This window comes from Streptomyces sp. NPDC059895, assembly GCF_042731035.1.
Lineage (GTDB): Bacteria > Actinomycetota > Actinomycetes > Streptomycetales > Streptomycetaceae > Streptomyces.
In genome coordinates this window covers 155,785-179,560 of sequence record NZ_JBHWKO010000002.1, presented here as the reverse complement: position 1 = coordinate 179,560, position 23,776 = coordinate 155,785, and the positions used below count along the sequence as shown (strand labels likewise).

The 23,776-nt window shown below is 72.3% G+C and carries 21 protein-coding genes and 3 pseudogenes; 5 read left to right on the top strand and 19 right to left on the bottom strand.

Annotation, left to right across the window (positions count from 1 at the left end; translation table 11 throughout):
• Positions 1-72: 72 nt before the first annotated feature.
• Genes ACFV9M_RS02785 through ACFV9M_RS02775 form a run of 3 tightly spaced genes read right to left on the bottom strand, consistent with a single transcriptional unit; the run spans position 73 to position 3,157 of the window.
• Positions 73-1,059: an aldo/keto reductase gene (locus ACFV9M_RS02785; protein ID WP_385064945.1), complete on the bottom strand. Its 987-nt coding sequence runs from the start codon at positions 1,057-1,059 to the stop codon at positions 73-75.
• A complete protein-coding gene (locus ACFV9M_RS02780; RefSeq protein ID WP_385064942.1) occupies positions 1,056-1,814 on the bottom strand; it encodes an SDR family NAD(P)-dependent oxidoreductase in 759 nt (252 codons plus the stop codon). Before ACFV9M_RS02780 ends, ACFV9M_RS02785 begins: the two co-directional genes overlap by 4 nt.
• Positions 1,811-3,157, bottom strand: a complete 1,347-nt coding sequence (locus ACFV9M_RS02775; RefSeq protein ID WP_385064939.1) for an L-fuconate dehydratase — start codon at positions 3,155-3,157, stop codon at positions 1,811-1,813. The genes ACFV9M_RS02780 and ACFV9M_RS02775 overlap by 4 nt, the downstream gene beginning before the upstream one ends.
• Positions 3,158-3,306: 149 nt before the next feature.
• On the opposite strand from ACFV9M_RS02775, the gene ACFV9M_RS02770 reads away from it, so the two are divergent.
• Positions 3,307-4,113, top strand: coding sequence for a FadR/GntR family transcriptional regulator (locus ACFV9M_RS02770; RefSeq protein WP_385064936.1), 807 nt, complete (start codon positions 3,307-3,309; stop codon positions 4,111-4,113).
• Positions 4,114-4,354: 241 nt separating this feature from the next.
• On the opposite strand, the gene ACFV9M_RS02765 is transcribed toward ACFV9M_RS02770, so the two are convergent.
• The 6 genes and pseudogenes from ACFV9M_RS02765 to ACFV9M_RS02740 all read right to left on the bottom strand — a co-directional run.
• The gene (locus ACFV9M_RS02765) at positions 4,355-4,528 is read right to left on the bottom strand and encodes a hypothetical protein (protein WP_385064933.1); all 174 of its coding nucleotides are present in this window, start codon (positions 4,526-4,528) and stop codon (positions 4,355-4,357) included.
• 483 nt (positions 4,529-5,011) lie between these two features.
• Entirely contained in the window at positions 5,012-6,553 is a 1,542-nt protein-coding gene (locus ACFV9M_RS02760; RefSeq protein ID WP_385064930.1) for an SDR family NAD(P)-dependent oxidoreductase, read from the bottom strand.
• A gap of 102 nt (positions 6,554-6,655) precedes the next feature.
• Positions 6,656-7,984, bottom strand: a complete 1,329-nt coding sequence (locus ACFV9M_RS02755) for a wax ester/triacylglycerol synthase family O-acyltransferase (protein WP_385064927.1) — start codon at positions 7,982-7,984, stop codon at positions 6,656-6,658.
• A gap of 130 nt (positions 7,985-8,114) precedes the next feature.
• Positions 8,115-9,335 (bottom strand): glucose-1-phosphate adenylyltransferase, encoded by a 1,221-nt coding sequence (gene glgC, locus ACFV9M_RS02750; RefSeq protein WP_385065024.1) that lies wholly within the window; start codon positions 9,333-9,335, stop codon positions 8,115-8,117.
• A gap of 54 nt (positions 9,336-9,389) precedes the next feature.
• Positions 9,390-10,562, bottom strand: a complete 1,173-nt coding sequence (gene glgA, locus ACFV9M_RS02745) for a glycogen synthase (protein ID WP_385064924.1) — start codon at positions 10,560-10,562, stop codon at positions 9,390-9,392.
• A 38-nt stretch (positions 10,563-10,600) separates the two neighbouring features.
• Positions 10,601-10,720, bottom strand: a pseudogene (locus ACFV9M_RS02740) ((2Fe-2S)-binding protein); the annotation flags it as partial.
• A 439-nt stretch (positions 10,721-11,159) separates the two neighbouring features.
• Between ACFV9M_RS02740 and ACFV9M_RS02735 the strand changes: the two are divergent.
• Positions 11,160-12,281 (top strand): DMT family transporter, encoded by a 1,122-nt coding sequence (locus tag ACFV9M_RS02735; RefSeq protein WP_385064922.1) that lies wholly within the window; start codon positions 11,160-11,162, stop codon positions 12,279-12,281.
• On the opposite strand, the gene ACFV9M_RS02730 is transcribed toward ACFV9M_RS02735, so the two are convergent.
• Positions 12,271-13,494 carry a transglycosylase family protein gene (locus ACFV9M_RS02730; protein ID WP_385064920.1) on the bottom strand — a complete coding sequence of 408 codons (1,224 nt, stop codon included), beginning with the start codon at positions 13,492-13,494 and terminating at the stop codon, positions 12,271-12,273. The genes ACFV9M_RS02735 and ACFV9M_RS02730 overlap by 11 nt on opposite strands.
• Positions 13,495-14,015: 521 nt before the next feature.
• On the opposite strand from ACFV9M_RS02730, the gene gndA reads away from it, so the two are divergent.
• Positions 14,016-15,455, top strand: a complete 1,440-nt coding sequence (gene gndA, locus ACFV9M_RS02725) for an NADP-dependent phosphogluconate dehydrogenase (RefSeq protein WP_385064917.1) — start codon at positions 14,016-14,018, stop codon at positions 15,453-15,455.
• A gap of 422 nt (positions 15,456-15,877) precedes the next feature.
• On the opposite strand, the gene ACFV9M_RS02720 is transcribed toward gndA, so the two are convergent.
• The 4 genes from ACFV9M_RS02720 to ACFV9M_RS02705 all read right to left on the bottom strand — a co-directional run bounded on the left by ACFV9M_RS02720 (position 15,878) and on the right by ACFV9M_RS02705 (position 17,947).
• Entirely contained in the window at positions 15,878-16,561 is a 684-nt protein-coding gene (locus ACFV9M_RS02720) for an aspartate/glutamate racemase family protein (RefSeq protein WP_385064914.1), read from the bottom strand.
• 2 nt (positions 16,562-16,563) lie between these two features.
• Entirely contained in the window at positions 16,564-16,911 is a 348-nt protein-coding gene (locus ACFV9M_RS02715; RefSeq protein ID WP_385064910.1) for a GNAT family N-acetyltransferase, read from the bottom strand.
• A 67-nt stretch (positions 16,912-16,978) separates the two neighbouring features.
• Positions 16,979-17,398, bottom strand: a complete 420-nt coding sequence (panD, locus tag ACFV9M_RS02710; RefSeq protein WP_385064907.1) for an aspartate 1-decarboxylase — start codon at positions 17,396-17,398, stop codon at positions 16,979-16,981.
• Positions 17,399-17,698: 300 nt separating this feature from the next.
• Entirely contained in the window at positions 17,699-17,947 is a 249-nt protein-coding gene (locus tag ACFV9M_RS02705; RefSeq protein WP_385064904.1) for a transposase, read from the bottom strand.
• A 249-nt stretch (positions 17,948-18,196) separates the two neighbouring features.
• Between ACFV9M_RS02705 and ACFV9M_RS02700 the strand changes: the two are divergent.
• Positions 18,197-18,494, top strand: a pseudogene (locus ACFV9M_RS02700) (IS5/IS1182 family transposase); the annotation flags it as partial.
• 66 nt (positions 18,495-18,560) lie between these two features.
• On the opposite strand, the pseudogene ACFV9M_RS02695 reads toward ACFV9M_RS02700, so the two are convergent.
• Both ACFV9M_RS02695 and ACFV9M_RS02690 read right to left on the bottom strand, forming a co-directional pair.
• Positions 18,561-18,746, bottom strand: a pseudogene (locus ACFV9M_RS02695) (hypothetical protein); the annotation flags it as partial.
• 108 nt (positions 18,747-18,854) lie between these two features.
• Entirely contained in the window at positions 18,855-20,270 is a 1,416-nt protein-coding gene (locus ACFV9M_RS02690; protein ID WP_385064901.1) for a DEAD/DEAH box helicase, read from the bottom strand.
• Positions 20,271-20,382: 112 nt separating this feature from the next.
• On the opposite strand from ACFV9M_RS02690, the gene ACFV9M_RS02685 reads away from it, so the two are divergent.
• Positions 20,383-20,640: a hypothetical protein gene (locus tag ACFV9M_RS02685; RefSeq protein ID WP_385064899.1), complete on the top strand. Its 258-nt coding sequence runs from the start codon at positions 20,383-20,385 to the stop codon at positions 20,638-20,640.
• A gap of 75 nt (positions 20,641-20,715) precedes the next feature.
• Here ACFV9M_RS02685 and ACFV9M_RS02680 read toward each other — a convergent pair whose 3' ends face one another.
• From ACFV9M_RS02680 to ACFV9M_RS02670, 3 genes are read right to left on the bottom strand one after another with little or no spacing between them, the layout of a single operon-like run.
• The gene (locus tag ACFV9M_RS02680; protein WP_385064896.1) at positions 20,716-21,072 is read right to left on the bottom strand and encodes a hypothetical protein; all 357 of its coding nucleotides are present in this window, start codon (positions 21,070-21,072) and stop codon (positions 20,716-20,718) included.
• Between the two features lie 12 nt (positions 21,073-21,084).
• Complete coding sequence (locus ACFV9M_RS02675) at positions 21,085-22,446, bottom strand: HupE/UreJ family protein (protein WP_385064893.1); 1,362 nt, start codon at positions 22,444-22,446, stop codon at positions 21,085-21,087.
• 13 nt (positions 22,447-22,459) lie between these two features.
• Positions 22,460-23,668 carry a DUF3500 domain-containing protein gene (locus ACFV9M_RS02670; RefSeq protein ID WP_385064891.1) on the bottom strand — a complete coding sequence of 403 codons (1,209 nt, stop codon included), beginning with the start codon at positions 23,666-23,668 and terminating at the stop codon, positions 22,460-22,462.
• Positions 23,669-23,776 lie beyond the last annotated feature (108 nt).

Here is a 23,776-nt window from a genome sequence, read left to right as displayed (position 1 = left end):
GAACGGCAGGTGGGACGACGGGCGGGACGACGGATGGAACGGCAGGCGGGACGGCGGGCGGGACGGAGTCCCTCATGACGGCTCCTCGGCGGGGACGGGCGCGTCGGGCGGCAGGAGGCCCGTCTCGCGCAGCTCCCGCCAGTAGGCGGCCGGGACCGTCGCCGCGAACTGCCGTGCGCAGTCGTCGGCCTCGGCCGCCGAGCGGGCGCCGACCAGGACGCTCGCCACGGCCGGGTGGGCGGCGCAGAAGGAGAGGGCGGCGGCCCGCAGGGTGGTGCCGTGGCGTCCGGCGACGGCGCTCAGCCGCCGGGCCCGCTCGATCAGCTCCTGGGGAGCCTGTGCGTAGTCGTACGTCGCCGTCGCTCTCGGGTCGGCCAGCAGGCCCGAGTTGAACGGGCCGCCGATCACCACCGAGATCCCGCGTGCCGCGGCGGCGGGGAGCAGCGAGGTGAGCGCGCCCTGCTCCAGCAGGGTGTACCGGCCCGCGCACAGCACCACGTCGACGTCGGTGTCGCGGACGAAACGGGTGAGCATCGCCGTCTGGTTCATGCCGGCGCCGATCGCGCCGACCACGCCCTCGGAGCGCAGGCGTTCCAGGGCCGGATAGCCCTCGCGGAAGGCCTCCTCGGCGTGGTCGTCGGGATCGTGGAGGTAGACGACGTCGACGCGGTCCAGGCCGAGGCGGTCCAGGCTCGCCTCCAGGGTGCGGCGGATGCCGTCGGCGGTGAAGTCCCAGACGCGGCGGTCGGTGGCGGGCACGGCGAAGCCGTCGGCGAGGTCGTCCCCGGTGCCGTCGGCCGGTTCCAGGCGGCGGCCCACCTTGGTCGACACCGTGTAGGCGGCGCGCGGGTGCTCGCGCAGGGCGGCGCCGAGCCGCCGTTCGGACAGGCCGAGGCCGTAGTGGGGGGCGGTGTCGAAGTAGCGGACGCCCTGGCGCCAGGCGGCGGCGACGGCCTCGTGGGCCTGCTCGTCGTCGACCTCGGTGTAGAGGTTGCCGATGCCGGCGGTGCCCAGGCCGAGGCGGGTGACCTGGACGCCGCTGCGGCCGAGGGCGTTCACCGGCGCTCCGCCGGGCGCAGGCGCAGGCCCTGCATGCCGCCGTCGACGGCGAGGGCGGTGCCGGTGGTGGCGCCGGACAGGGGGCTCGCCAGGTAGGCGATGGCGCCCGCGACCTCGGCGGCGCCGACCAGGCGGCCGGTGGGCTGGCGGGCCTCCAGGGCGGCGCGTTCGGCGGCCGGGTCGTCGGCGGCGTCGAGCAGCCGGCCGATCCACGGGGTGTCGGCGGTGCCCGGGTTGACGCAGTTGACGCGGATGCCCTCGCGGACGTGGTCGGCGGCCATGGCGAGGGTGAGGGAGAGGACGGCTCCCTTGGTGGCGCTGTAGAGCACGCGCTGCGGCAGGCCGGCGGTGGCGGCTATGGAGCAGGTGTTGACGATCGCCGCGTGCGCGGAGCGGCGCAGGTGGGGCAGGGCGGCGCGGGCCGTGCGGACCATGCCGACGACGTTGACGTCGAGGACGCGGTGCCACTCGGCGTCGTCGTTGTCCTCGACGGTTCCCTGCGCGCCGATGCCGGCGTTGTTGACGAGGACGTCCAGGCCGCCGAGGTCGGCGGCGGCCGCCGCGACGGCGGAGCGTACGGAGGGGTCGTCGGTGACGTCGGCGCGGTAGCCGCGCAGCGGTTCGTCCACGCCCGTCGGGTCCAGGTCGAGGACGGCGACCCGGGCGCCGCGCTCGGCCAGCAGGTCGGCGGTGGCCCGGCCGATGCCGGAGGCGCCGCCGGTCACCACGGCCCTGAGGCCCTCGAAGTCGGTCATGCCGTCCGCTCCTTCTCGTGCGCCGCCAGGTCGGCGGCCCAGAAGGTGCCGCCGGGGTACGTGTACCGCGCGATCGACTCGGGCCGCATGGCGGCCGAGAAGCCCGGCGCGGTGGGTGCCGCGTAGTGACCTTCCCTGATCACCACGGGGTCGAGGAAGTGGTCGTGCAGATGGTCGACGTATTCGATCACGCGGTCCTCGGTGGTGCCGGAGAGGGCGACGTAGTCGAACATCGCCAGGTGCTGGACGAGTTCGCACAGTCCGACGCCGCCCGCGTGCGGGCAGACGGGCACGCCGAAGCGGGCCGCCAGCAGCAGGATCGCGAGGTTCTCGTTGACGCCGCCGACCCGGGCCGCGTCGAGCTGGAGGATGTCGAGGGCGCCGGCCTGGAGGAGCTGTTTGAAGACGACGCGGTTCTGGACGTGCTCGCCGGTGGCCACCCTGACCGGGGCGACCGCCTCGCGGACGGCGGCGTGCCCGAGGATGTCGTCGGGGCTGGTGGGCTCCTCGATCCAGTAGGGGTCGAACTCGGCGAGGGCGCGGGTCCAGCGGATCGCCTCGCCGACGTCCCAGCGCTGGTTGGCGTCGACGGCGAGCCGGATGTCGGGTCCGACGACGGATCGGGCGACGCGACAGCGCCGTACGTCGTCCGCGAGGTCCGCGCCGACCTTGAGCTTGATCTGCCGGAAGCCGTCGGCGACGGCCTCGCGGGCGAGGCGGGTGAGCTTGTCGTCGTCGTAGCCGAGCCAGCCGGCGGAGGTGGTGTAGGCGGGGTAGCCGGTGGACAGCAGCCGTTGCGTGCGCTCGGCCGCTCCCCGCCTGCCGCGGCGCAGCAGCGCGAGGGCCTCGTCGGGGGTGAGGGCGTCGGTGAGGTACCGGAAGTCGACCTGGCCGACGAGCCATTCGGGGTCGGCGTCGGCGAGCAGCCGCCACAGGGGCTTGCGGGCGCGTTTGGCGGCGAGGTCCCAGACGGCGTTGACGACCGCGCCGATCGCCATGTGCATCACGCCCTTCTCGGGGCCGAGCCAGCGCAGTTGGCTGTCGCCGACCAGGGCGCGGCTGAGGACGCCCGGGTCGGCGCACAGCTCGTCCACGGACCGGCCGACGACGTGCGGGCGCAGCGCCTCGACGGCGGCGACCTGGACCTCGTTGCCCCGGCCGATGGTGAAGGTGAATCCGTGTCCCTCGTGGCCGTCGAGGGCGTCGGTGCGCAGGACGACGTAGGCCGCCGAGTAGTCGGGGTCCGGGTTCATCGCGTCGGAGCCGTCGAGTTCGCGGGAGGTGGGGAAGCGGATGTCGTGGGTGTCGACCGCGGTGACGCGGGCGGGGGTCGAGGACGCCATGCCGCATATTTATCAGACCACTTGCCGTCGCCGACACCCTCAGCACGGCAGAATGTCGCCATCATGCCCCAAGTGGTCCGACCACATCGGTGGCTAGACTGCGGCGCACCGGCGACAGGAGAGAACGCGCCGGTGACGGGAGAGATGACGTGAACAAGGCCGACGGGGCCGACGGGAGCCGGCCGGCCGGACCCGCCGCCCCGAGGGGAACGGTGACGCAGCGCGCCATCGAGCGGATCAAGGCGATGATCGCGCAGGGGCTGCTGGAGCCGGGCCAGCGGCTGCCCACCGAGCGTGACCTCGCGGCGCAGCTGGGCATCTCCCGCAGTTCGATGCGGGAGGCGATCCGGGCGCTGACCGTGCTGGGCGTCCTGGAGGCACGGCACGGTTCCGGTATCTACGTGACGCAGCTCCAGGCCGGCGATCTGCTGGAGACGTTCGGGGTGGTGGCCGATCTGTCGCGCGGCCCGCGGCTGGTGGAACTGCTGGAGGTGCGGCGGGTGCTGGAGTCGACGGCGACCGCGCTGGCCGCGGCCCGCATCACGCCGGAGCGACTGGCGGCCGTGGAGGGCCACTTGACGGCGATGAACGCGACGGACGACCCGGAGGAGATCCTCGCCCACGATCTCGCCTTCCACCGGGAGATCGCGGCGGCCGCCGGCAACGAGACCATGGCGGCGATCCTGGAGGGCCTCTCCTCCCGCACCTTCCGCGCCCGGGTCTGGCGCGGCTACCGGGAGGAGGGTGCCTTCGCCCGCACCCGCCGTGAGCACGCGGCGATCCACCGCGCCCTGGCCGCCCGGGATCCGGAGGCGGCACGGGCGGCGGCGGCCGCGCACGTGGGCGAGGTGGAGGAGTGGCTGCGGGCCCAGCTCGGCGAGGGGGCGGCGCCCGCGTCGGCGGCCGCGTCGGCGGCCGCGTCGGATCCGGATCCGGCCAGTCGGCCGAGTTCCTGATGTACGACGGTGTTCCTGATGTACGACGGTGATCCTGATGTACGACGGTGATCCGACCCGGCCCGGTCGGCCGGGCATGGACACCCGGCTCGGTCCGATGCCCGCCGGAGGCGTTCCGCGCGCCGCTCGGGCGGGCGGCGGGGTCTGCATGGGCGTGTCACACGCACGCCCATGCGTCAGGCGATCGCGAGGGGGTACCCGCGCGGGGGTCAGTCCACGCAGGGGTCAGTCCACTCCGAGGTCAGTCAACGCTGGGCAGGATGTGGGGCTCGGCGAGGTCCTCCTCGTAACCCGCGAGACGGATGGGGGCCGAGCGGGCCCACACGTCGAGGCTGCCGATGTCCCCGGCCTTGCGGCCCTTGCGCTCCGCGCGTTCCTTGGGACTCTGTTCGCGATTCGTCGTCTCCGGTGTCACCGCGCACTCCTTATGTGTCGGATCACCCTCGGGCGTGCCGGTCGGTCCGCATCGGTCCGGCGCTCGGCGCGTCCTCGGGTCTGTCTGTCTGAAGGCGGTTCGGACGCGGTGGCGCCGGCGTTTCCGAGGAGAGCAGGCCGTGGTGAACCGGCTGTCCCATGACGGACCGTGGGTGTGGGTGGCACTCCGTTCTGCTGTCCGTCCGCTACAGATTAACCAAATGAGCGGAGGGTCGCTCGATAGGGCTGAAAATTTGGGGTAACCATGGCAAGTCACCCGCATGTCCTCGCAGCTGAATTGAACCCCTTCGCCCGTTCGCGCGCCCTTTGAGCATCACCCGGACGGAGTACAGCGGCGACCGCACGCGCCTCATCGCCGCGCCAGGCGGGTGCCGTTGACCCCGCCGCGACGAACGGGACGGGGACGGTTCACGGCCGACGGGGACGGGCGGACGCCGTTGACGGGTCAACGGCCGCCGCTCACCTACCACTTGCCGGGTGCGTAGTCCTTCAGGAAGACGCCGTACAGGTCCTCGCCGGCCTCGCCGCGCACGACCGGGTCGTAGACCCGGGCCGCGCCGTCGACCAGGTCGAGCGGGGCGTGGAAGCCCTCCTCGGCGAGGCGCAGCTTGTCGTAGTGGGGGCGCTCGTCGGTGATCCAGCCGGTGTCCACCGAGGTCATGAGGATGCCGTCGGTCTGGAACATCTCCTGGGCGCTGGTCCGCGTGACCATGTTCATCGCGGCCTTGGCGGCGTTGGTGTTCGGGTGGCCCGCGCCCTTGTAGCCGCGGCCGAAGACGCCCTCCATCGCCGAGACGTTCACGACGTACGCGCGCCCGCTCGTCGCCCTCCTGGCAGCGGCCGCCATGGCCGGGCGGAGCTTGCTGATCAGGATGAACGGCGCCGTGTAGTTGCACAGCTGGGTCTCGAGGAGCTCCACCGGGGAGATCTGCTCGATGGTCTGCACCCAGGTGTTGCTGTCGACGACGTCGGGGACCAGGCCGCCGGCGTCGATGGCGGTGCCGTCGAGATGCCGGGCGACGCTGGCGTTGCCCGCGACGAGGGCGAGGTCGGCGACCTGCTGCGCGTCGAGGCCGCCGGCGCCGAGGGGCAGCGCGGCGAGGCCGTCGACCGCGCCGGAGTTGAAGGCGCCGATGACGTGGTGGGCGGGCAGCTCACCGGCGGGCAGCGGGGCGCTCTCGCCGGAGACCAGGGCGGCGTAGGCGGAGGGCAGGCGGCGTACGGTCTGCGTCGCGTTGTTGATGAGGATGTCGAGCGGACCCGCTTCGGCGACCTGGTCGGCGAGGGCCACGGCCTGCGCCGGGTCGCGCAGGTCGATGCCGACGACCTCCAGACGGTGCATCCAGTCGGCCGAGTCGTCCATGGCCTTGAAGCGGCGGATGGCGTCCTTCGGGAAGCGCGTGGTGATCGTCGTGTGCGCGCCGTCGCGCAGCAGCCTGAGCGCGATGTACATGCCGATCTTGGCACGGCCGCCGGTGAGCAGGGCGCGCTTGCCGGTGAGGTCGGTGCGGGCGTCGCGCCGGGCGCGGTTCTCGGCGGCGCACCCCGGGCAGAGCTGGTGGTAGAAGTAGTCGACCTCGACGTAGCGGGTCTTGCAGGTGTAGCAGGAGCGCGGGCGCTGGAGTATCCCCGCGATGCGGCCCTCCTCCGTGACCGAGGACGGCAGGATGCCCTCGGTCTCGTCGTCGATGCGCTGGGCCGAGCCGGTCGCGGTGGCCTCGGTGACCGCCTTGTCGTGCGCGGTCTTGGCGGCCCGGCGCTCCTGGCGGCGGCGCTGCTTGACCGTGCGGTAGATGCCGGCCGTGGCCCGGCGCACGGCGATGGCGTCGGGGTGGTCGACCTCCAGCTTGTCGAGCTCCTCGAGCACACCGAGGCAGACGGCGAGCCGCTCGGGGTCGATGCCGGGCCCGTACCCGACCTCGTCGGCGGTCGCGTGCACGACCTCGTCGGCGGCCGTGCGCACGACCTCGTCCGTGGTCGCCGAGCCGCCCTCTGTCACCGTCATCGCGCTGCCGTTCCCTGCTCACCCGTGCGGCGCTCCGACCGCGCCCGCTTTCGAACGGGGAAGTCTACGGAGCGCCGGGCCACACCTCCAAACCCGCGCGGGTCAAGAGCCGCAGGCCGTGATGAGCGTCTCCATCTCCGTGGTCAGCGCCCGCGCGAACCGGTCGAGGTCGGGCACCGCCTCGGCGTCGGCGACCAGACCGTAGTGGACGCGGCCGCGGAAGGTGGAGACGGCGACCGCCAGGGCCTGGCCGCGGGCGAGCGGGGCGTACGGGTAGACCTCGGTGACCGGGTTGCCGCCGAGCTTCAGGCCGAGGCCGGGCAGGGGCACGCTGGTGACCAGGATGTCGAACCAGAGCCGGGCGGCCTGGCCGACCAGGGGCCCGCCGAGGCGGTGGCCGAGGGCGGGGACGTGGTCGGCGAGCAGGGCGACGGCGCCCGCGCCCCGGCCCGGCCCGGCGTCCTTGTTGCGGTTCATGGCGGCACGGACCGCGGCGAGCCGCCCGAGCGGGTCCGGGTCGTCGACGGGGAGCCGCACCAGGTATCCGGAGAGCCGGTTGCCCTGCGGGTGGGCGGTGCGCGGACGGCGCCGGGAGACCGGGATGAGCGCGCGGGGCGCCACCCCCTCGCTGCCGTCGCCGCGCTCGTCGAGCCAGTGGCGCAGGGCGCCGGCCACGACCGCGATGAGGACGTCGTTGACGGTGCCGCCGACGACCTTGCGCACGCGGTGCACGTCGTCGAGGTCGAGGGTGACGCCGGCGGTGCGGCGGGTTCCGGTGGGTCCGGCGGTGAGCGCGGCCGTCGACTGCCGGCCCAGGGTGTGCACGGCGACGGAGGCGCCGATGTCGAGGGCGCGGCCCACGTCCGACAGGGCGCCGCGCAGCAGCCCGGGAAGTCTGCGCACGTCGGGCAGCGTCGGACGGTCCGGTTCGGCAGGCCGGGGCCGGGGCGCGGGCAGGTCCAGGTCCAACGGGTCCAGCACGGCCGCGGCGAGGGTCAGGGCACGCAGGCCGTCGGCGAGGGCGTGGTGGAACTTGAACAGCACGGCGAAGCGCTCACCGCCCTCCTCCGGCAGGACGTGGGCCTCCCAGAGCGGGCGGCCGCGCTCCAGCGGGGACTCCATGAGCCGCCCGGCCGCGGCCTGGAGGTCGGCGGCCGGCGCGTGCAGCCGGACGTGGTGGAGGGGGTCGAAATCCGGGTCGGGCTCGCGCACCGCGCCGCCGAAGGCGAGGGGCTGCCAGATGTCCCGGATCCGCATGCGCAGCCCGGGGACGGCGGCCGCGCGGGCGGCGAGCAGATCGGCGGCGTGGGCGCCCGCGGAGGGGGAGGGCGCCGTGAACACGCCGAGCGCGCCGAGGTGCATGGGGTGCGCGGGCGACTCGATGTTCCAGAACGCCAGGTCGAGGGGTGCCAGCAGATCATCAGCAGTCACGGGCTTGCCTCGCGTCGATGAGGGGTGAGGCAGCAGTCAATCGCCTTGGGGCGATTACGGTCAAGCACCGTCACGTTACGCACAGTAAACAACTGGTGAAGGAGACAGTGCGTCCTCGACGACAGGGCCTCTAGGACACCCGCTGCCCCTTCCCGAGGGCGATCACCCCGCCCTTGGACACGGAGTACAGCTCGGCGTCCCGCTCCGGGTTGACCCCGATGGTGGCGCCGGGCGGCACCTCGACGTTCTTGTCCAGGATCGCCCCGCGCACCACCGCGCCGCGGCCGATGTGGACGTTGTCGTGCAGGACCGAGCCCTGGACGACGGCCCCGGGATCGACCACGACCCCCGGTGAGAGCACGGAGCGGGTGACCTGCCCCCGGATGAGGCAGCCCGCGCTGATGATCGACTCGCCGGCGATGCCGCCCGCGTTGAAGCGGGCCGGGGAGAGCTGGTTGGAGTGGGTGTAGATGGGCCAGCTGCGGTTGTACAGGTTGAACGCGGGGCGCTCGGCGATCAGGTCCATGTGGGCGTCGTAGTACGCGTCGAGCGTCCCGACGTCCCGCCAGTAGCCCTGGTCGCGGGTGGTCTCGCCGGGGACGTGGTTGTCGCCGAAGTCGTACAGGCGGGCCTGGCCGCGCCGGGTGAGCTGGGGCAGGATGGAGCCGCCCATGTCGTGCACGGAGGCCCCGTCCTCGGCGTCGCGGTGGAGCGCCTCGACGAGGGCCTTGGTGGTGAAGACGTAGTTGCCCATGGAGGCGAACACGCACTCCGGGTCGTCGGCGAGGCCCGGAGGGTCGGCGGGCTTCTCCAGGAAGCGCTCGACCGTCTGCCCGTCCGAGCCCGGGGTGATGACGCCGAAGGACGGCGACTCGGAGCGCGGCACCCGGATCCCGGCCACCGTGACGCCCGCCCCGCTGTCGATGTGCTGGGTGAGCATCTGGCGCGGGTCCATGCGGTAGACGTGGTCGGCTCCGAACACGGCGACGTACTCGGGCTGTTCGTCGTGGATCAGGTTCAGCGACTGGAGGATGGCGTCGGCGCTGCCGAGGTACCAGCGCGGGCCGAGCCGCTGCTGGGCCGGGACCGGGGTGATGTAGTTGCCGAGCAGGCTGGACATCCGCCAGGTGGTGGTGATGTGCCGGTCCAGCGAGTGCGACTTGTACTGCGTCAGGACGCAGATGCGCAGGATGTCCGCGTTGACGAGGTTGGACAGCACGAAGTCGACGAGCCGGTAGGTGCCGCCGAAGGTGACCGCGGGCTTCGCGCGGTCCGCCGTGAGGGGCATCAGACGTTTGCCCTCGCCGCCCGCCAGTACGATTCCGAGAACCGAAGGCCCACCACGACGCATCTCGCCGCTCCCCTCACCCAGGTCGTGCACCATGGTTGCCCCGTACGGGCCGCACTACGCCTGTTTGACGATCTCCTCGTACAGCCGGACCGTGCGCCGGGCCACCGCGTCCCAGCCGAACTCGCCCACCGCGCGGGCCCGTCCGGCCTCGCCCATACGGCGTGCGGCCTCCGGGTCGCCGAGGACGGAGTCCAGCGCCCGGGTGAGACCCGCCTCGAACTCCTCGTCCCCCTCGCCCAGGGGGACCAGCAGCCCGGTCGCGCCGTCCTCGACGACCTCGGGGATGCCACCGACCCGCGAGGCCACGACGGGGGTGCCGCAGGCCATCGCCTCCAGGTTGACGATGCCGAGGGGTTCGTACACCGACGGGCAGACGAACACGGCCGCGTGCGTGAGGAGTTGGACGACCTCCGGGCGCGGCAGCATCCGCGGGATCCAGTGCACGCCGTCCCGGGCCCGGCTCAGCTCCTCGAACAGCTCACGGAACTCCCGGTCGATCTCGGGCGTGTCGGGCGCGCCCGCGCACAGCACGACCTGGGCCGCCGGGTCGATGTCCCGGACGGCGCGCAGCAGATGGGGGACGCCCTTCTGCCGGGTGATCCGGCCGACGAACAGCACGTACGGGCGGGACGGGTCGAGGCCGACGCGGGCGAGGGCGTCGGTGCCGTGGTCGGGCCGGTACAGGGCGGTGTCGATGCCGTTGTGCACGACGTGGACCCGGTCGGCGTCCAGGGCCGGGTAGCAGGCCAGCACGTCCTCGCGCATCGCGCCGGAGACCGCGATCACCGCGTCGGCGGCCTCCACGGCGGTCCGCTCGGCCCAGCCGGAGAGGGCGTACCCGCCGCCGAGCTGCTCGGCCTTCCAGGGGCGCAGGGGCTCCAGCGAGTGGGCGGTCAGCACGTGCGGGACGCCGTACAGCTCCTTGGCGAGGTGACCGGCCAGGTTGGCGTACCAGGTGTGGGAGTGGACCAGTTCGCGGCCTTCGAGGGCGGCGGCCATGGCGAGGTCGACGGAGAAGGTGCGCAGGGCGTCGTTGGCCCCGTCGAGGGCGGACCAGGGGCGGTGGCGCAGCACCCCGGCCGCCCGGTCCGCCGAGGATGCCTCGCCCCAGCAGTGCACGTCGAGGTCGACCAGGCCCCGCAGCTCCCGGGCGAGGAACTCGACGTGGACGCCCGCGCCGCCGTACACGTCCGGGGGATACTCCCGGGTCAGCAGTCCCACTCGCACCCGTAACCCCCCAATCGTCGCGGCCGGTTCCCTCATGGTCACCCAGACGGGGCGCGCGGGGAAGAGCGCGGGGGCCGCGGGAAGCGACAGTCCCCGCAGACGCCCCCGCCGGGCACCCGGTAGTACAGGCAGCAGCTGCGGCGCCGGAAGGCGGTGCCGGCCCGGCGCGGGCCCACGGCCGTAGGGACGTCGTGGCCCGCTCCCGCGCCCTGACCGCGGCGCTGCCGAGCGCCACCGGCCACAGCCGGGCCGCCAGTCCCTGCTGCGCCACGGAGGCGGCCGTACGGGTCCATGGCCGCGGGTGGTGTGGTGGTGCGGTGGTGCGGTGGTGCGCGGGACGGGGAGAACCGGGGAGCCTCCGGCAATCCGCCGGCAACCGGTGGTGGACGGCGACAACCGGCGACAACCGGTGGCATCCGGCGAGTATCACCCCCCTTGGGGAGGACTGAGGTCCCCTCGTACTCCATCGGCAGTAGGACCCATTGAGTGCTCAGGTACGACGACGGGAACAGATCGACAAGGCATCGTGTTGGGTATGGAAGCCGATCGTTCGCCGCGCCGGGCCTCCGGCCCCCGCCTCGCGCAGAGGAGCAGCTCATGAGCGCCCTCGCGTTGTCCGTGGTCCTGTCACTCGTGTCCGCGGTCGCCTACGCGGCCGGGGCGATCGTGCAGGAGCAGGTCGCGGTCTCCTCCCCCGCCGAGCAGTACGCGCCGCTGCGCCGGCCGGCCTGGTGGGCGGCGGTCGGGCTGAACGGCCTGGGCGGGCTGCTGCACGTCGTGGCGCTGGCCTACGGTCCCCTCAGCCTGGTCCAGCCGCTGGGCGCGCTGACGATCGTGGTCGCCCTGCCGATGGCCGCCCTCTTCGTGGGCCGCAGGGCCGGGGCGACGGCCTGGCGGGGCGCCGTCATGGCGACGGTCGGTCTGGCCGGTCTGCTGTCCGTGGTCGGCACGGCCGACGCGCAGTCGCTCAGCACCCCGCAGCGGGTGGGCGCCGCTGTCGTCACCGGCGGCGCGGTGGTGGCCCTGATGGCCGCCGGGCGGGCGGCGCACCGGCACCCGGCGGTGCGCAGCACGCTGCTGGCGACCGCGTCCGGCATAGCCTTCGGCATGTCGTCGGTGTTCACCAAGACCGTGGCCGTCGACTGGGCCGGTGGCGTCTCGGCGGCCGACCTGCCGTCCCTCGCCGTGATCGGTGTGCTGGCCACGGCCGGCATGCTGCTGTCCCAGGCCTCCTACAAGGGCGGCGGCCTCGCGGCCCCGCTGGCCACGCTGACCGTGGTGAACCCGGTGGTGGCGGCCGCGGTCGGCATCACGATGTTCGGCGAGACCTTCCGCTACGGCAGCACGGGCACCGTGCTCGCGCTGGGCTGCGGCGTGGTCGCGGCCGGTGGCCTGATCCTGCTGACGACCGAGCGGCTCGCGGGCCCCGGGCCGCAGCCCCGGACCGAGCCGGAGCGGATGCCCGCGGCCGCGGGCGGGCTGCCCGGCGGTTCCCCGGAGCCGCAGGTCGCGCGGCGACGGGAAGAGGCTCCCCGGGAGGCCGGGGCGGGCGGCGTCCACGAGGGCGCGTTCGTACCGGCCCAGACCCGGGGCGAGCCGGTGGTGGCGGCGTCCGACGACGCCGCCGAACCACCGGCCGCCGGGTACGTACCGGTCTACGGCGGCCCGTACGTCCCGATGCCCGTCCTCGTCCGGCAGCGCGTGCGGATCAGATCGTGACGCCGCCGGCCCGCAGGTAGGCCACCGGATCGATGTCCGTACCGAACCCCGGCCCGGTCCGCACCTCGAAGTGCAGGTGCGGGCCCGTGCTGTTGCCCGTGGAGCCGGAGCGGCCGATGCGCTGACCCGCGCCGACCGACTGCCCCTCCCGCACGGAGATCGCCGACAGGTGCGCGTACTGCGAGTAGCGGCCGTCGGAGTGCCGGATGACGACCTGGTAGCCGAACGAACCCTCCCAGCCGGCGCTCACCACCTTGCCCGCCGCCACGGCCTGCACGGACGTGCCGGTGGCGACGGGGAAGTCGACGCCGGTGTGGTAGCCCTTCGACCAGGAGGAGCCCGTCGCGTGGTACGGCGTGCCCGTGGCCGCGCTGACCGGGGCGACGAGGGAGTGACCGGTCGACGACTTCTTCTTCCCGGTCGCCTTCTTCTCCGCGCTCTTGCCCGCGTCGTTCTTCTGCTGGGTGCTCTTCGCCTTGCCGCCCTGCTTGCCGGCCGTCGCCTTGCTGCTCGCCCCCTCGGTGCCCGAGGAGCCCTGTTGCAGCTTCAGCCGCTGGCCCGGCACGATCAGGTCGGGGTCCGCGCCGATGGTCGCCCGGTTGCCGGCGTACAGCCGCCGCCAGCCGCCGCCGACGTCCTGTTCGTCGGCGATGCCGGAGAGGGTGTCGCCGCGCACCACCGTGTACATCTCGGCGGTGCCGGCCCGAGACTGGGGCGTGGCCTGCGGCTGGACGTCCTTCAGCGAGTTCCCGGCCGTTTTCCCGGCGGATTTCCCGGCGGATTTCCCGGCGGTTTTCTTCGCCGTGCCGCCGGGGTCGATGTCGGGGGTGTCGCCGCCCCGGGTCAGTCCGGCGCGGACCGAACAGGTCGGCCAGGCGCCGGGGCCCTGGCCGTCCAGCACCTTCTCGGCCACGGCGATCTGCTGGTCCTTGGTGGCGAGATCGGCGCGCGGCGCGTACCGGGTGCCGCCGTACGCCTCCCACGTGGACTGGGTGAACTGCAGCCCGCCGTAGTAGCCGTTGCCGGTGTTGATGTCCCAGTCGTTGCTCGACTCGCACGCGGCGACCTTGTCCCAGGTGTCCACGTCGGCTGCCTGCGCGGCGCCGGTTCCGATGAGCGGGAGGGCCATGCCGGCGCCGCCCGCCGTGACGGTGAGCGAGGCGCGGTTGATCCTGTTCGGCTGATACCGGCGGTGCCGGCCGCGTACGGCCATGGAGATCCCCCTCGACATGCGTCAGGAGGGGCAAAAGTAAGGGCTGTCAAGCGGCCGGGACAAGACGACTATCGGTCGCCCTGTCTCAACTCGACCGGTACGCGCCCCCTGTTGCGCGACGGTGGGACACCGGAGGCCCGCGAGCCGGGTCCGCGTCGGCCGGCGCGTGCGAGGGACGGGCGTACCGCCGTGTCAGGACGTGCGGGCGGCCCACCGTCAGGCCAGGATGGTCGGCGGTGCAGGACCGACGGAGAACGAGCGGCACGGAACCGGCGGGAACGAGCGCGACACGACCGGCGGACGACGCACGGCACGAGAGCGGCGGGTAACAAGCGCTACGACCGGCACCACCGAGCACAGGACCACCAGACCACGAGAACCTCAAGAACCACGAGAACCACGAGAACCACGAGAACTACGAGAGCACGAAAGCCAGCAGAACCAGTAGAACCAGCAGAACCATCAGACCCACGAACCACCAGAACCACCATGACCACCAGGACCCCTGAGGAGCCAACAGCATGAGCACGTCAGCCCAGATCGGCGTCACGGGACTCGCGGTCATGGGCCGCAACCTCGCCCGGAACTTCGCCCGCAACGGCTACACCGTCGCCGTGCACAACCGGACGGTGGCGCGCACGCACGCGCTGGTGAAGGAGTTCGGGCACGAGGGCGACTTCGTGGCGGCCGAGACCGCGGAGGAGTTCGTGGCGGCGCTGGAGCGGCCCCGCCGCCTGGTGATCATGGTCAAGGCCGGAGGGCCGACCGACGCGGTGATCGAGGAGTTCGCCCCGCTCCTGGAGCCCGGCGACATGATCATCGACGGGGGCAACGCGCACTTCGCCGACACCCGGCGCCGGGAGCGCGAACTGCGCGAGCGGGGAATCCACTTCGTCGGCACGGGCATCTCCGGCGGCGAGGAGGGCGCCCTGCACGGACCGAGCATCATGCCGGGCGGCTCCACGGAGTCGTACACGTCGCTGGGCCCCCTGCTGGAGAGGATCTCCGCGAAGGCGGCGGACGGGGCGCCCTGCGTGACCCACGTCGGTCCCGACGGCGCCGGGCACTTCGTGAAGATGGTCCACAACGGCATCGAGTACGCGGACATGCAGCTGATCGGCGAGGCGTACCAACTGCTGCGCGACGTCGCCGGATACTCCCCCGCCGAGATCGCGGACGTCTTCCGCACCTGGAACACCGGCCGGCTCGACTCGTACCTCATCGAGATCACGGCCGAGGTGCTGTCGCACGTGGACGCGGCGACGGGGGCGCCCTTCGTGGACGTGGTGGTGGACCGGGCGGAGCAGAAGGGCACCGGGCGCTGGACCGTGCAGATCGCGCTGGACCTCGGCGTACCGGTGTCGGGCATCGCCGAGGCCGTCTTCGCACGCTCGCTGTCGGGCCACGCGGAGCTGCGGGAGGCGTCCCGGGGGCTGGCCGGGCCGAAGCCGGCCACGCTGGACCGGGCGGAGGCACAGGCGTTCGCGGACCGGGTGGAGCAGGCGCTGTACGCCTCGAAGATCGTGTCGTACACGCAGGGCTTCCACCAGATCGCCGCGGGTGGCGAGGAGTACGGCTGGGACATCGACCTCGGTGGTGTCGCCGCGATCTGGCGGGGCGGCTGCATCATCCGGGCGGCCTTCCTCGACCGGATCCGCGCCGCGTACGACGCGCGGCCGGACCTGCCCAGCCTGCTGTCGGACGAGACGTTCGCCTCGGAGATCGCCGCCGCACAGGACCCGTGGCGCGAGGTGCTGGTGTCCGCGACGCTTCAGGGTGTGCCCGCGCCGGGATTCGCGGCGGCGCTCGCCTACTACGACGCGCTGCGCGCCGAGCGGCTGCCCGCGGCCCTCACCCAGGGGCAGCGGGACTTCTTCGGGGCGCACACGTACCGGAGGGTCGACCGGGACGGGGCGTTCCACACCCTGTGGGGCGGGGACCGGTCGGAGGTGTCGGCGTAGCGCCCGAAGGAGGTTCCAGCTGCTGTACGGCGGGGGCGCGGGTGCCTGTGCCCCCGCCGTCCGCGGTCATTCCCCGGCCTCCTCCCGCCCCCGGTCAGCTCAGCGGCGGTCCCGGTTCCGGGGCGGGGACCGGCTCGGGACCCGGCGGGATCGGCGACGGGGAGGGCTCCGGGGGTGGGCCCGGGTGGGGTGGGGCCGGGGAGGGGGTGGGTTCGGGATGCGGCGGAACCGGCGGCGGGGTGGGGGTCGGGCCCGGCGGCTCGGGGATCGGGACCGGGGTGGGATAGGGGTCCGGACCCGGTGCCGGCGGGGGCTGTACGGGGTCGGGCTGCGGGCTGGTCATGGTGTCCTCACGTCCTCCGGCCAGTGGTGCAGCGTGGCGCTGGACTACTCCTCCGCGTACCCGCGGGCCGCGCGGACAGTCACCCGCCGGTGGCAGCGGGTGCGCCCTCCGGGGCCTGCGCGCTCGTGTCCCCGTCCGACCGCGCCGCCCGCGCTCCCGCCGCCAGCCCCGAGCGGGGGCTGCTCAGCACCGGGACCGGGGTACGCGTGAGCCGCTGGGCCGGGGCCATGGAGCCCTGGGCGAGGAGGATGGCGTCGGCGTCCCCGACCGCGTCGGCCGCGTCGGCCACGAGGCGGGCGCAGCCCTCCGTGTCGCCGGCCGCGAAACGGGACCAGGCGCCGTCGACGAGCACCGTGCGGACGCTCACGGCGCGTTCCGCGCGGCGGGCCTCCTCCCTGACCAGCCCGACGGTCGGCTCGAAAGTGCTCTCCACGGTCGCGAGGACGACGACGCGCGGGCCGGCGGCGACCGCGGCGGCGGCCATCGGCCGGTCGGCGCGCACCACCGGCACCCGCGTCCCGGCCGCCTCCGCCACCGCACCGAGGGTCGAGCAGGTGCACAGCACCGCCCGTGCCCCCTCGGCGACGGCCTGGTCGAGCACGGCCCGCACGTCGGCGGCGACCGCGTCGGGACCGTGCGCGCGGGCCCGGGACAGCAGGTCCTCGTCGACGAAGTGCCGCAGCTCCAGGCCCGGGTGGTCCTCGTCGCGCAGGGCCTCGAAGACCGGGACGTGGAGCGGCGAGGTGTGCAGGAGGGCCAGCATCCTCAGAACCGTCCGGGGTGCGCGCGCAGCCAGTCCTTGGCCGCGGCGAGCAGCGCGGGGTCGGCCGCCGGAGCCTCCTCGGGGTGACGCTCGGCCCACTTCACGACGTAGGGGCACAGCGGCGCGACCGGTGTCTCCTCGCGTGCGGCGACGGCGTACAGCTCACGGGCGAGGGAGCCCGCGATGCCCTGGCCCTCGTGGGCCGGTTCCACGACGGTGTGCACCGGGACCAGGGCGCGGCCGGGCGACTCCAGCACGAAGTACTCGATACGGCCGACCACGTCGCCGCCCTCGTCGAGGGCCTCGAGGCGGCCGGCCGCCCGGTCGTCGCGGATCCGGATGTCACTCATGGGCAGGCTCCTGGTGCGAGGGGTGCGAGGGGTGCGATGGCCACGGTGGTCGCCGTGGCAGGGGCGGTCAGACCGACACGGCCTGCGGGCTGCGCTCCTGGTCGGAGCCCGGCACCGGCTCGGCGGGGTCGGCACCCAGGCTCACGATGCGGTTGTCGCGGTCCACGTGCACGACCCGCGGCTGCATGGTCCGTGCCTCGGCGTCGGTCACCTGAGCGTAACTGATGATGATCACCAGGTCTCCGGGGTGCACGAGGTGGGCGGCGGCCCCGTTGATCCCCACGACACCCGAACCACGCTCACCCTCGATGACGTACGTCTCCAGCCGCGCCCCGTTGGTGATGTCCACGATGTGGACCAGTTCACCGGGCAGCAGGTCGGCGGCGTCCAGCAGGTCCGCGTCGATGGTCACCGATCCCACGTAGTGCAGGTCGGCCTGGGTGACGGTGGCGCGGTGGATCTTGGACTTGAACAAAGTACGCAGCACTTTGGACTCCTGGAAGATGGCTCCCTGCCTGCTTTGTGCAGGTCAAGGGCGGTCTTCACTCTACACGGGCGCGCGTCGAAGTCGACGGTTGCGAGGAACATCGCTCCTCTGCGGAGACAAGGCTCCCTGCCTGGGCTTCCGAGCGAGCCAGGTTGTTGTGACATCGCAGACCGTGCACCCACTCAGACACTCTTCGCAGAATGCGCCAGGACGTAGATCAGCCTCGAGCGGTGGCCGGGTCTGTAGCAGGTCAGGGCGGCGATGGAGATGCCAAGATTTTCGTGAAGCGGTAACGAAGTGTCATGAGAGGAGTACCCGCTTGCACAGGAGCGGGAGCGAGGCCCGTCCATACATCTGTCGTTTCAGCATGTTGATCCGGTTGACGTGGCCTTCGACGGGGCCGCTGCTCCAGAGCAGGGTGAGACCTGCGATGACGGCGTCCATATCTCGTTCGAGCCCGTCGCTGAAGGCGTGCAGATGCGGTAGGTCATCGGCGCGGACGGCACGGATCCATGCCGGGAGATCGGTGCCGGTTCGGTCGCACATCATGCGGGCGAAGCGTGGACGTGGCTTCGGAGTGCGGTCAACTGCGGGCAGCGGGAGAGAAGATCGTCGAGCTGTTGTTCCTCCTCAGCACGTAGGTGTCCGGGGTGACGCGTGATCCACGCGCTGAGGTCCTGGGGCTTTGGCGGCGGTGCCGACGCCGTCTTCACGGTGCCGCGTAACGGGCGCAGAAGACGGCGGACCGCTTGTGGTGTGCGGCCTGGGTACCCCTGGGCCTGGATCTCCCGGAACGGTGGCCTGCCCCTGTCGGTCGTCATCTCCGCCGCAACCTCCACGACAGTCTGACCCTGATCCCGCTGGTGAGCGGATTCCGCCCATCCGTACCCATCGCGACCCGCGACGTCGACGGCCCGGCAAACTGCATGGCGGCAAGGGCTACGACTACCACCACCTGTGGCGATGGCTCGCTTCCCACGGCATCCGGCACCGCCTCGCGCGTAAGGGCATCGAGTCATCACGACGCCTTCACCACCGCTACGATCGCAAGCCGGAACACTTCCTCGCCTTCACTGCAAGCGCAGCGACCCTCATAAGGCCGCGGGTCAGAAGAGTGCACATAGCCGGCGTACAGCCCGACTCGTCTGCCGCTACCTGCGACTTACTGATCGTTTGTGAATGCGGCGTCGGACGGGCATTCGTCGTCGAGCCGCTGGAGAACCTGTGTGAAGTCGCCGTCGTCGAGGAGGCCGGCCAGCACCTGAGTCATGCTGTCGATGCCGGGATCCCGGACGATGAGGCCATCGGAGCACCAGAAGTAGCGGCCGCCCAGCGCCTCGCCAGTCGCCGTCGGTCCGGTGGCCGACCTCGCCCTTGATCACCGGGACACGGGCTTCGGGCCGAGCGAGGGTTGTCGATCCCGTGGCCAGGACGTTCACTGCCAGGGCGACGCCTCTCAGCCGTTGCGACGCACGAGGGCGGCCTTGCGGGCCTCGGCGAGCTTGCGGGCCTCGCCGGTCTTTCGGGACTTGCCGCCGGCGCCGCGGGAGGCGTCCTTGCTGGTGCCGAGGCCGCGGAAGGGAGCGTTGGTGTTCTTGGGCCGGGGGACGGCGGGCCCGCCGTCGAGCGGAATCCCGGAGGGAGCCTTGGCGCCGGTGATCCGGCTCAGCTCCGCCTCGCCCGAGCGCACCTTGGTGACGGCCGCCTCGATGCCGGCCCCGGCCATCATTCGGCTCGCCTCACGGCGCTGGCCCGCCAGCACGAGCGTGACCACCCTGCCGGACTCACCGGCGCGGGCGGTGCGGCCCGCCCGGTGCACATAGTCCTTGGGGTCGGTGGGCGGGTCGACGTTGACCACGAGATCGAGGTCGTCGACGTGCAGGCCACGGGCCGCGACATTGGTCGCCACCAGAGCGGTGATCTGGCCGTTCTTGAACTGCGCCAGGGTCCGTGTGCGCTGTGGCTGGGACTTGCCGCTGTGCAGGGCCCCGGCGTGCACCCCGCTGGCCCGTAGATGCCGGGTGAGCTGGTCGACGGCGTGCTTGGTGTCGAGGAACAGCAGTACGCGGCCGTCGCGGGCGGCGATCTCCGTGGTGACGGCGTAGCGGTCAGGACCGTGGACGACCAGGACGTGGTGCTCCATCGTCGTGACCGTGCCCGCGGACGGGTCGGCCGAGTGGACGACGGGGTCGTGGAGGTAGCGGCGGACCAGCTGATCGACGTCGCGGTCCAGAGTGGCCGAGAACAGCATCCGCTGACCGTCGGGGTGCACCTGGTCGAGGAGGTCGGAAACCTGCGGCAGGAATCCCAGGTCGCACATCTGGTCGGCCTCGTCCAGCACGGTGATCCTCACCCGTCCCAGGCGGCAGGCGTTGCGCTCGATCAGGTCGTGCAGGCGTCCGGGGGTGGCGACGACCACCTCGGCTCCCTGGCGCAGCGCGGCGACCTGCCGGCCGATCGACATGCCGCCGACGACCGTGGCCATCCGCAGCCCCAGTGCCTCGGCGTACGGCTCCAGCGCCTGGGTGACCTGTTGGGCCAGCTCCCGGGTGGGCACGAGGATCAGCGCGAGGGGCTGCTTCGGTTCGGCGCGCCGCCCGGCCGTACGTGTCAGCAGCGGCAGACCGAAGGCGAGCGTCTTGCCTGATCCGGTGCGCCCGCGCCCCAGGACGTCGCGCCCCTCCAGGGCATCGGGCAGCGTGGCGGCCTGGATCGGAAAGGGCTCGCGCACCCCGAGTCCGCTGAGTGTCCGCAGCACCTCCGCCGGCAGTTCCAGACCGGCGAAGGAGACAGCCGGGGGCGGCGCCGGGGTCGTGGCCGCTGGCTGGGCGGGGTCGCCGTGAGCCGTGCCGGAGTCATCGGGATGCTTCATGAACTGCCTTCCGCAGAGGAACGTACCGAGGAAGGCCCGGCGGGATCGAACAGCCCACGCACAAGCGGAACCGAACACGCAGAACCGCCCACCGCGACGACCACGCAAACGCGTGACACTAACACACGGCACAACATCGCGCCGTGACATCGCCACCGCGGCGGGCTGGGACGCCCAGTTCACCCAGGCCGAGTACGCCGCCGCGGTCCGCGCGATCGAGGCCCAGAAAGCGCCGGTGCAATACACCACCTTCCGCGCGGGAACCGTCGCCGGAACCAGCGGCGGCGCCGGTTCCGAGCACAACGGCACCTGGAAGTACGCCTACAGCATTCCAGGTATTCGGGACTGGCTCTTCCGCCAGTCCCTGTAAATCACCATCGAGATATGTTCAGGCGGTTGTGCGTTCGGCGAACCGGGCGCACAACCAGACCTTCGTGCACCGTGCCTATGTGCGGTCAGCTCGACCGCACCGGTCGGTCCTACTTCTTCTGCTGGAAGATCCAGTCCTGTGCGCGTAGCCGTTCGTCACCGTGCGGTCGGTGACGTCGAACGACGACAGCGAGAGGCTCGAACGGTCGATGTCCGTGTCGTATTCCACGGCGACGGCGGTGAGCCGCTGACCGTTGCCGAACACCTCTGTGATCGCGGTCGCCCCGGTCATGTGCCCGCTCGACACGGCCGGCTGCGCCGCGTTCGCCTGGGTGGCGCTCTCCTCTCCGGAGTCCGGGGAACAGGCCGCGATCGTCGGCGCCGCGGCGGTCGCGGCCAGGCCCATCAGGACAGTGACTCGCTGTAGGACCACACTGTCGAAGAGTCAACTGCTGACTGTTTCCGAGTTCACGGCTGATCGCGCATCGCCGGTCTGTATGTCTCCTGGACGCTTCATACGGGTGGCTGGCACCGAGCCCGGCGGGCCGACGCGTGGCGCCACCTGTCGCGCCACGGCGGCGAGGGCCGCGAGCGACGCCGCGACCAGCAGCGGATGCCCGACCAGCCACGTCTGGACGCCCTCGAACGGGTCGGACGGCGTCAGCGTCGCCCGTTCCAGCATCCAGGAGACCGAGAACAGCAGGCCGAGGGCGGCGATCCCGATCCGGAAGGCCGGGTAGAAGGCCGTACGGGACAGGACGATCAACGAGGGCATCATCAGCGCGACGACGAGCAGCTGGGTCACCTCGATGCCCAGGTTGAACCCGAGCAGGGTCGTCACGAGCGAGCCCCGGTCGACACCGAGTTCCCCGACGATCGAGGCGAACGCCAGCCCGTGGACGAGCCCGAAGCCGGCGGCGATCAGCGGTTCGCCCCGGGCCACCAGGGGCCGGATCGCGTGCACCGCGGACACCGCGATCGAGAAGGCGATCAGCGTCTCGACCGGCCGGGCCGGCGCGTCGATCACCCCGAAGGCCGCCAGGGCCAGAGTGAGCGAGTGGCCGACGGCGAACGCGGACACCACGTGCACGACACGCACGACGCCGCGCCGCGCCGACGGCGCGGCGGCGGTGCGCCAGCGCCCCCCGGAGGCCGACAGGGGCGCCGGGACGAGCAGCATGAGGAGGAAGAGAAGATGGTCGGCGCCCTCACCGACGTGCTGGATGCCGAGGCCGGCGGTGGAGAGGAACCCCCGCACCCAGGAGCCCTCACCCGCCGGAACCCTCAGGCTCGTGGTGTCCCGGTCGATGATTCCCAGGGTCTCCGCGTCGTCGGAGCCGATGATGGACCGGTCGAAGTCGTAGCGGACGGTCACGACGATGTCGTGGGTGAGCAGCTCCTCGACGATGACGTCGTAGCGCAGGTCGAAGTCGGTGACGTCGCCGCCGTCGGGCGGTGTGATCTTCAGGGGGTAGACGAGGTGCGCAACGCCGTCGATCGTGCGGACAGCGCCCGTGCCGAGCGTTGCCTTCCAGGTCGTGCCGCTCTCGCCGACGGCGCTGATGTGCTGTGCCGCGTACCGGTGGAGGAAGGCCCGGTCGGCGCCGAGGACACTGGCGCGGGTGAGGTCGCGGTCCACGGCGACGGCGAGGCGGTCGATGGGCAGTTCGATCTCGCCCTCGACGCGGTCGTCGTGGATGTCGAGGAGGACGGCGGACGTGCTCATCGGGTGCGCGCCGGCCGGCGACGCGAGGCCGCCGACCAGCAGGAACGCCGAGATCAGCAAGGTGGTGAGGAGGCGGCGCACAGGTGGGTCTCCGTCATTGCCAGCCGTAGTCGGCGGTCTCGTCGCGGAAGATCGTGTGCTGGTGGATCTCGTCGGTCGAGGCGCCGGGCTGGTTGGAGAACTCGACCCAGGCGGACGGGCCGTCGAGGCGGACGTACGTCTGCGCGTTGTCGATCGTGGTGCCGCCGCTCCAGCCGATGTACGTCTCGTCGTACTCGGACACGTACTTGGCGATGAGCCTCGCGGCGGCCTTCTCGTCCAGGTCGCCCACCCAGGTCTTCAGCATCGCGGTGACCTTGGCCTGCTGCTTCTTGGTGAGGCTGCTGACCAGGACGCCCTCGGGTTCCTCCGGGAAGGGACCGTCGTTGCCGGGGCCGAGGTAGAGGTCGTCGAAGCTGCCGTCGATCTCGGCCGCGGCCAGCTCGTCGTCGGTGAGGGACTGGATGGCCGCCATGGTGGTGGTCCGGGTGTCCTCCAGCGGGGTGTAGTCCACCCCGTCGACGGTGAACTCCGTCGGCTCGACCCCGGTCAGGGTGGGTGACAGGCTCACGTTGTCGCCCGCGTAGGTGATGTTGTACGCGGCGTGGTGGCCGCCGTACTGGACCATGAACTCGCCGGTCTTGCTGGGCCGGCCGAAGAAGGAGATGTAGTACCACTCCGAGCCGAAGTTGGCGCCACCGCCGGCGCCGCCCCCGGGCCCTCCGCTCGGCGCACCGCTCGGCGCACCGCTCGGCGCACCGCTGGGCAGGGCGGTGGAGGTGGGACTGGGCCGCGTGCCGCCACTGGCGGCGTCCGTCTCGGAGGCCAGGTAGTCGTCCGCCTTGCGGATCTCCACGAGCTCCTCGTAGCCGTGCTCGCTGAGCGCGGCCTCCATGACCTTCATCGCCGCGGCCTCCTGCTCGTCGGTGAGGTCACCGAGCTTGAGGCCGTTGCGGTCCACGACGCCGGTCGGGAAGTTGGACCAGCCCGTCTTCTTGGCGTCGTCGTCGAAGTCGTAGAGGACGGTCTCCTTCTGTTCGTCGGACAGTGTCGCGAGGAAGGCGTTGGCGGCCTTCACGACCTGGGCGGTGTTGGCCCCACCGGCTCCGGTGCGGGCCGCGGAGGCCGGGACGGCCTTCTCGGCCACCGTCGCCGAGGCGGACCCGGGATCGAACGCGAGATAGCCGACTGTGCCCAGGGCGACGCTGAGGCAGGCGGCGAGCACCACAGGCCTACGCAGTACCGGGCGGTTGTGGGACGGCATGACACTCCTGTGAAGAGGGCTAAGGAAAGCGTGGTCAGATGCCCATGCTGGGAGGGAGCACTGAGAAACCGTCCGGAACAAGTCGGGAAGCGGATGAGAACCGAGTCA

What these genes read in the sequence shown, in the direction of transcription:
- ACFV9M_RS02730 (WP_385064920.1), bottom strand. Translation starts at nt 13,494, where the DNA reads ATGGCCGTACGCGGCCGGCACCGCCGGTATCAGCCGAACAGGATCAAC.
- ACFV9M_RS02775 (WP_385064939.1), bottom strand. Translation starts at nt 3,157, where the DNA reads ATGGCGTCCTCGACCCCCGCCCGCGTCACCGCGGTCGACACCCACGAC.
- ACFV9M_RS02670 (WP_385064891.1), bottom strand. Translation starts at nt 23,668, where the DNA reads ATGCCGTCCCACAACCGCCCGGTACTGCGTAGGCCTGTGGTGCTCGCC.
- ACFV9M_RS02735 (WP_385064922.1), top strand. Translation starts at nt 11,160, where the DNA reads ATGAGCGCCCTCGCGTTGTCCGTGGTCCTGTCACTCGTGTCCGCGGTC.
- ACFV9M_RS02780 (WP_385064942.1), bottom strand. Translation starts at nt 1,814, where the DNA reads ATGACCGACTTCGAGGGCCTCAGGGCCGTGGTGACCGGCGGCGCCTCC.
- glgC (WP_385065024.1), bottom strand. Translation starts at nt 9,335, where the DNA reads ATGCGTCGTGGTGGGCCTTCGGTTCTCGGAATCGTACTGGCGGGCGGC.
- gndA (WP_385064917.1), top strand. Translation starts at nt 14,016, where the DNA reads ATGAGCACGTCAGCCCAGATCGGCGTCACGGGACTCGCGGTCATGGGC.
- ACFV9M_RS02760 (WP_385064930.1), bottom strand. Translation starts at nt 6,553, where the DNA reads ATGACGGTGACAGAGGGCGGCTCGGCGACCACGGACGAGGTCGTGCGC.
- ACFV9M_RS02690 (WP_385064901.1), bottom strand. Translation starts at nt 20,270, where the DNA reads ATGAAGCATCCCGATGACTCCGGCACGGCTCACGGCGACCCCGCCCAG.
- ACFV9M_RS02715 (WP_385064910.1), bottom strand. Translation starts at nt 16,911, where the DNA reads ATGAGTGACATCCGGATCCGCGACGACCGGGCGGCCGGCCGCCTCGAG.
- ACFV9M_RS02720 (WP_385064914.1), bottom strand. Translation starts at nt 16,561, where the DNA reads ATGCTGGCCCTCCTGCACACCTCGCCGCTCCACGTCCCGGTCTTCGAG.
- ACFV9M_RS02705 (WP_385064904.1), bottom strand. Translation starts at nt 17,947, where the DNA reads ATGATGTGCGACCGAACCGGCACCGATCTCCCGGCATGGATCCGTGCC.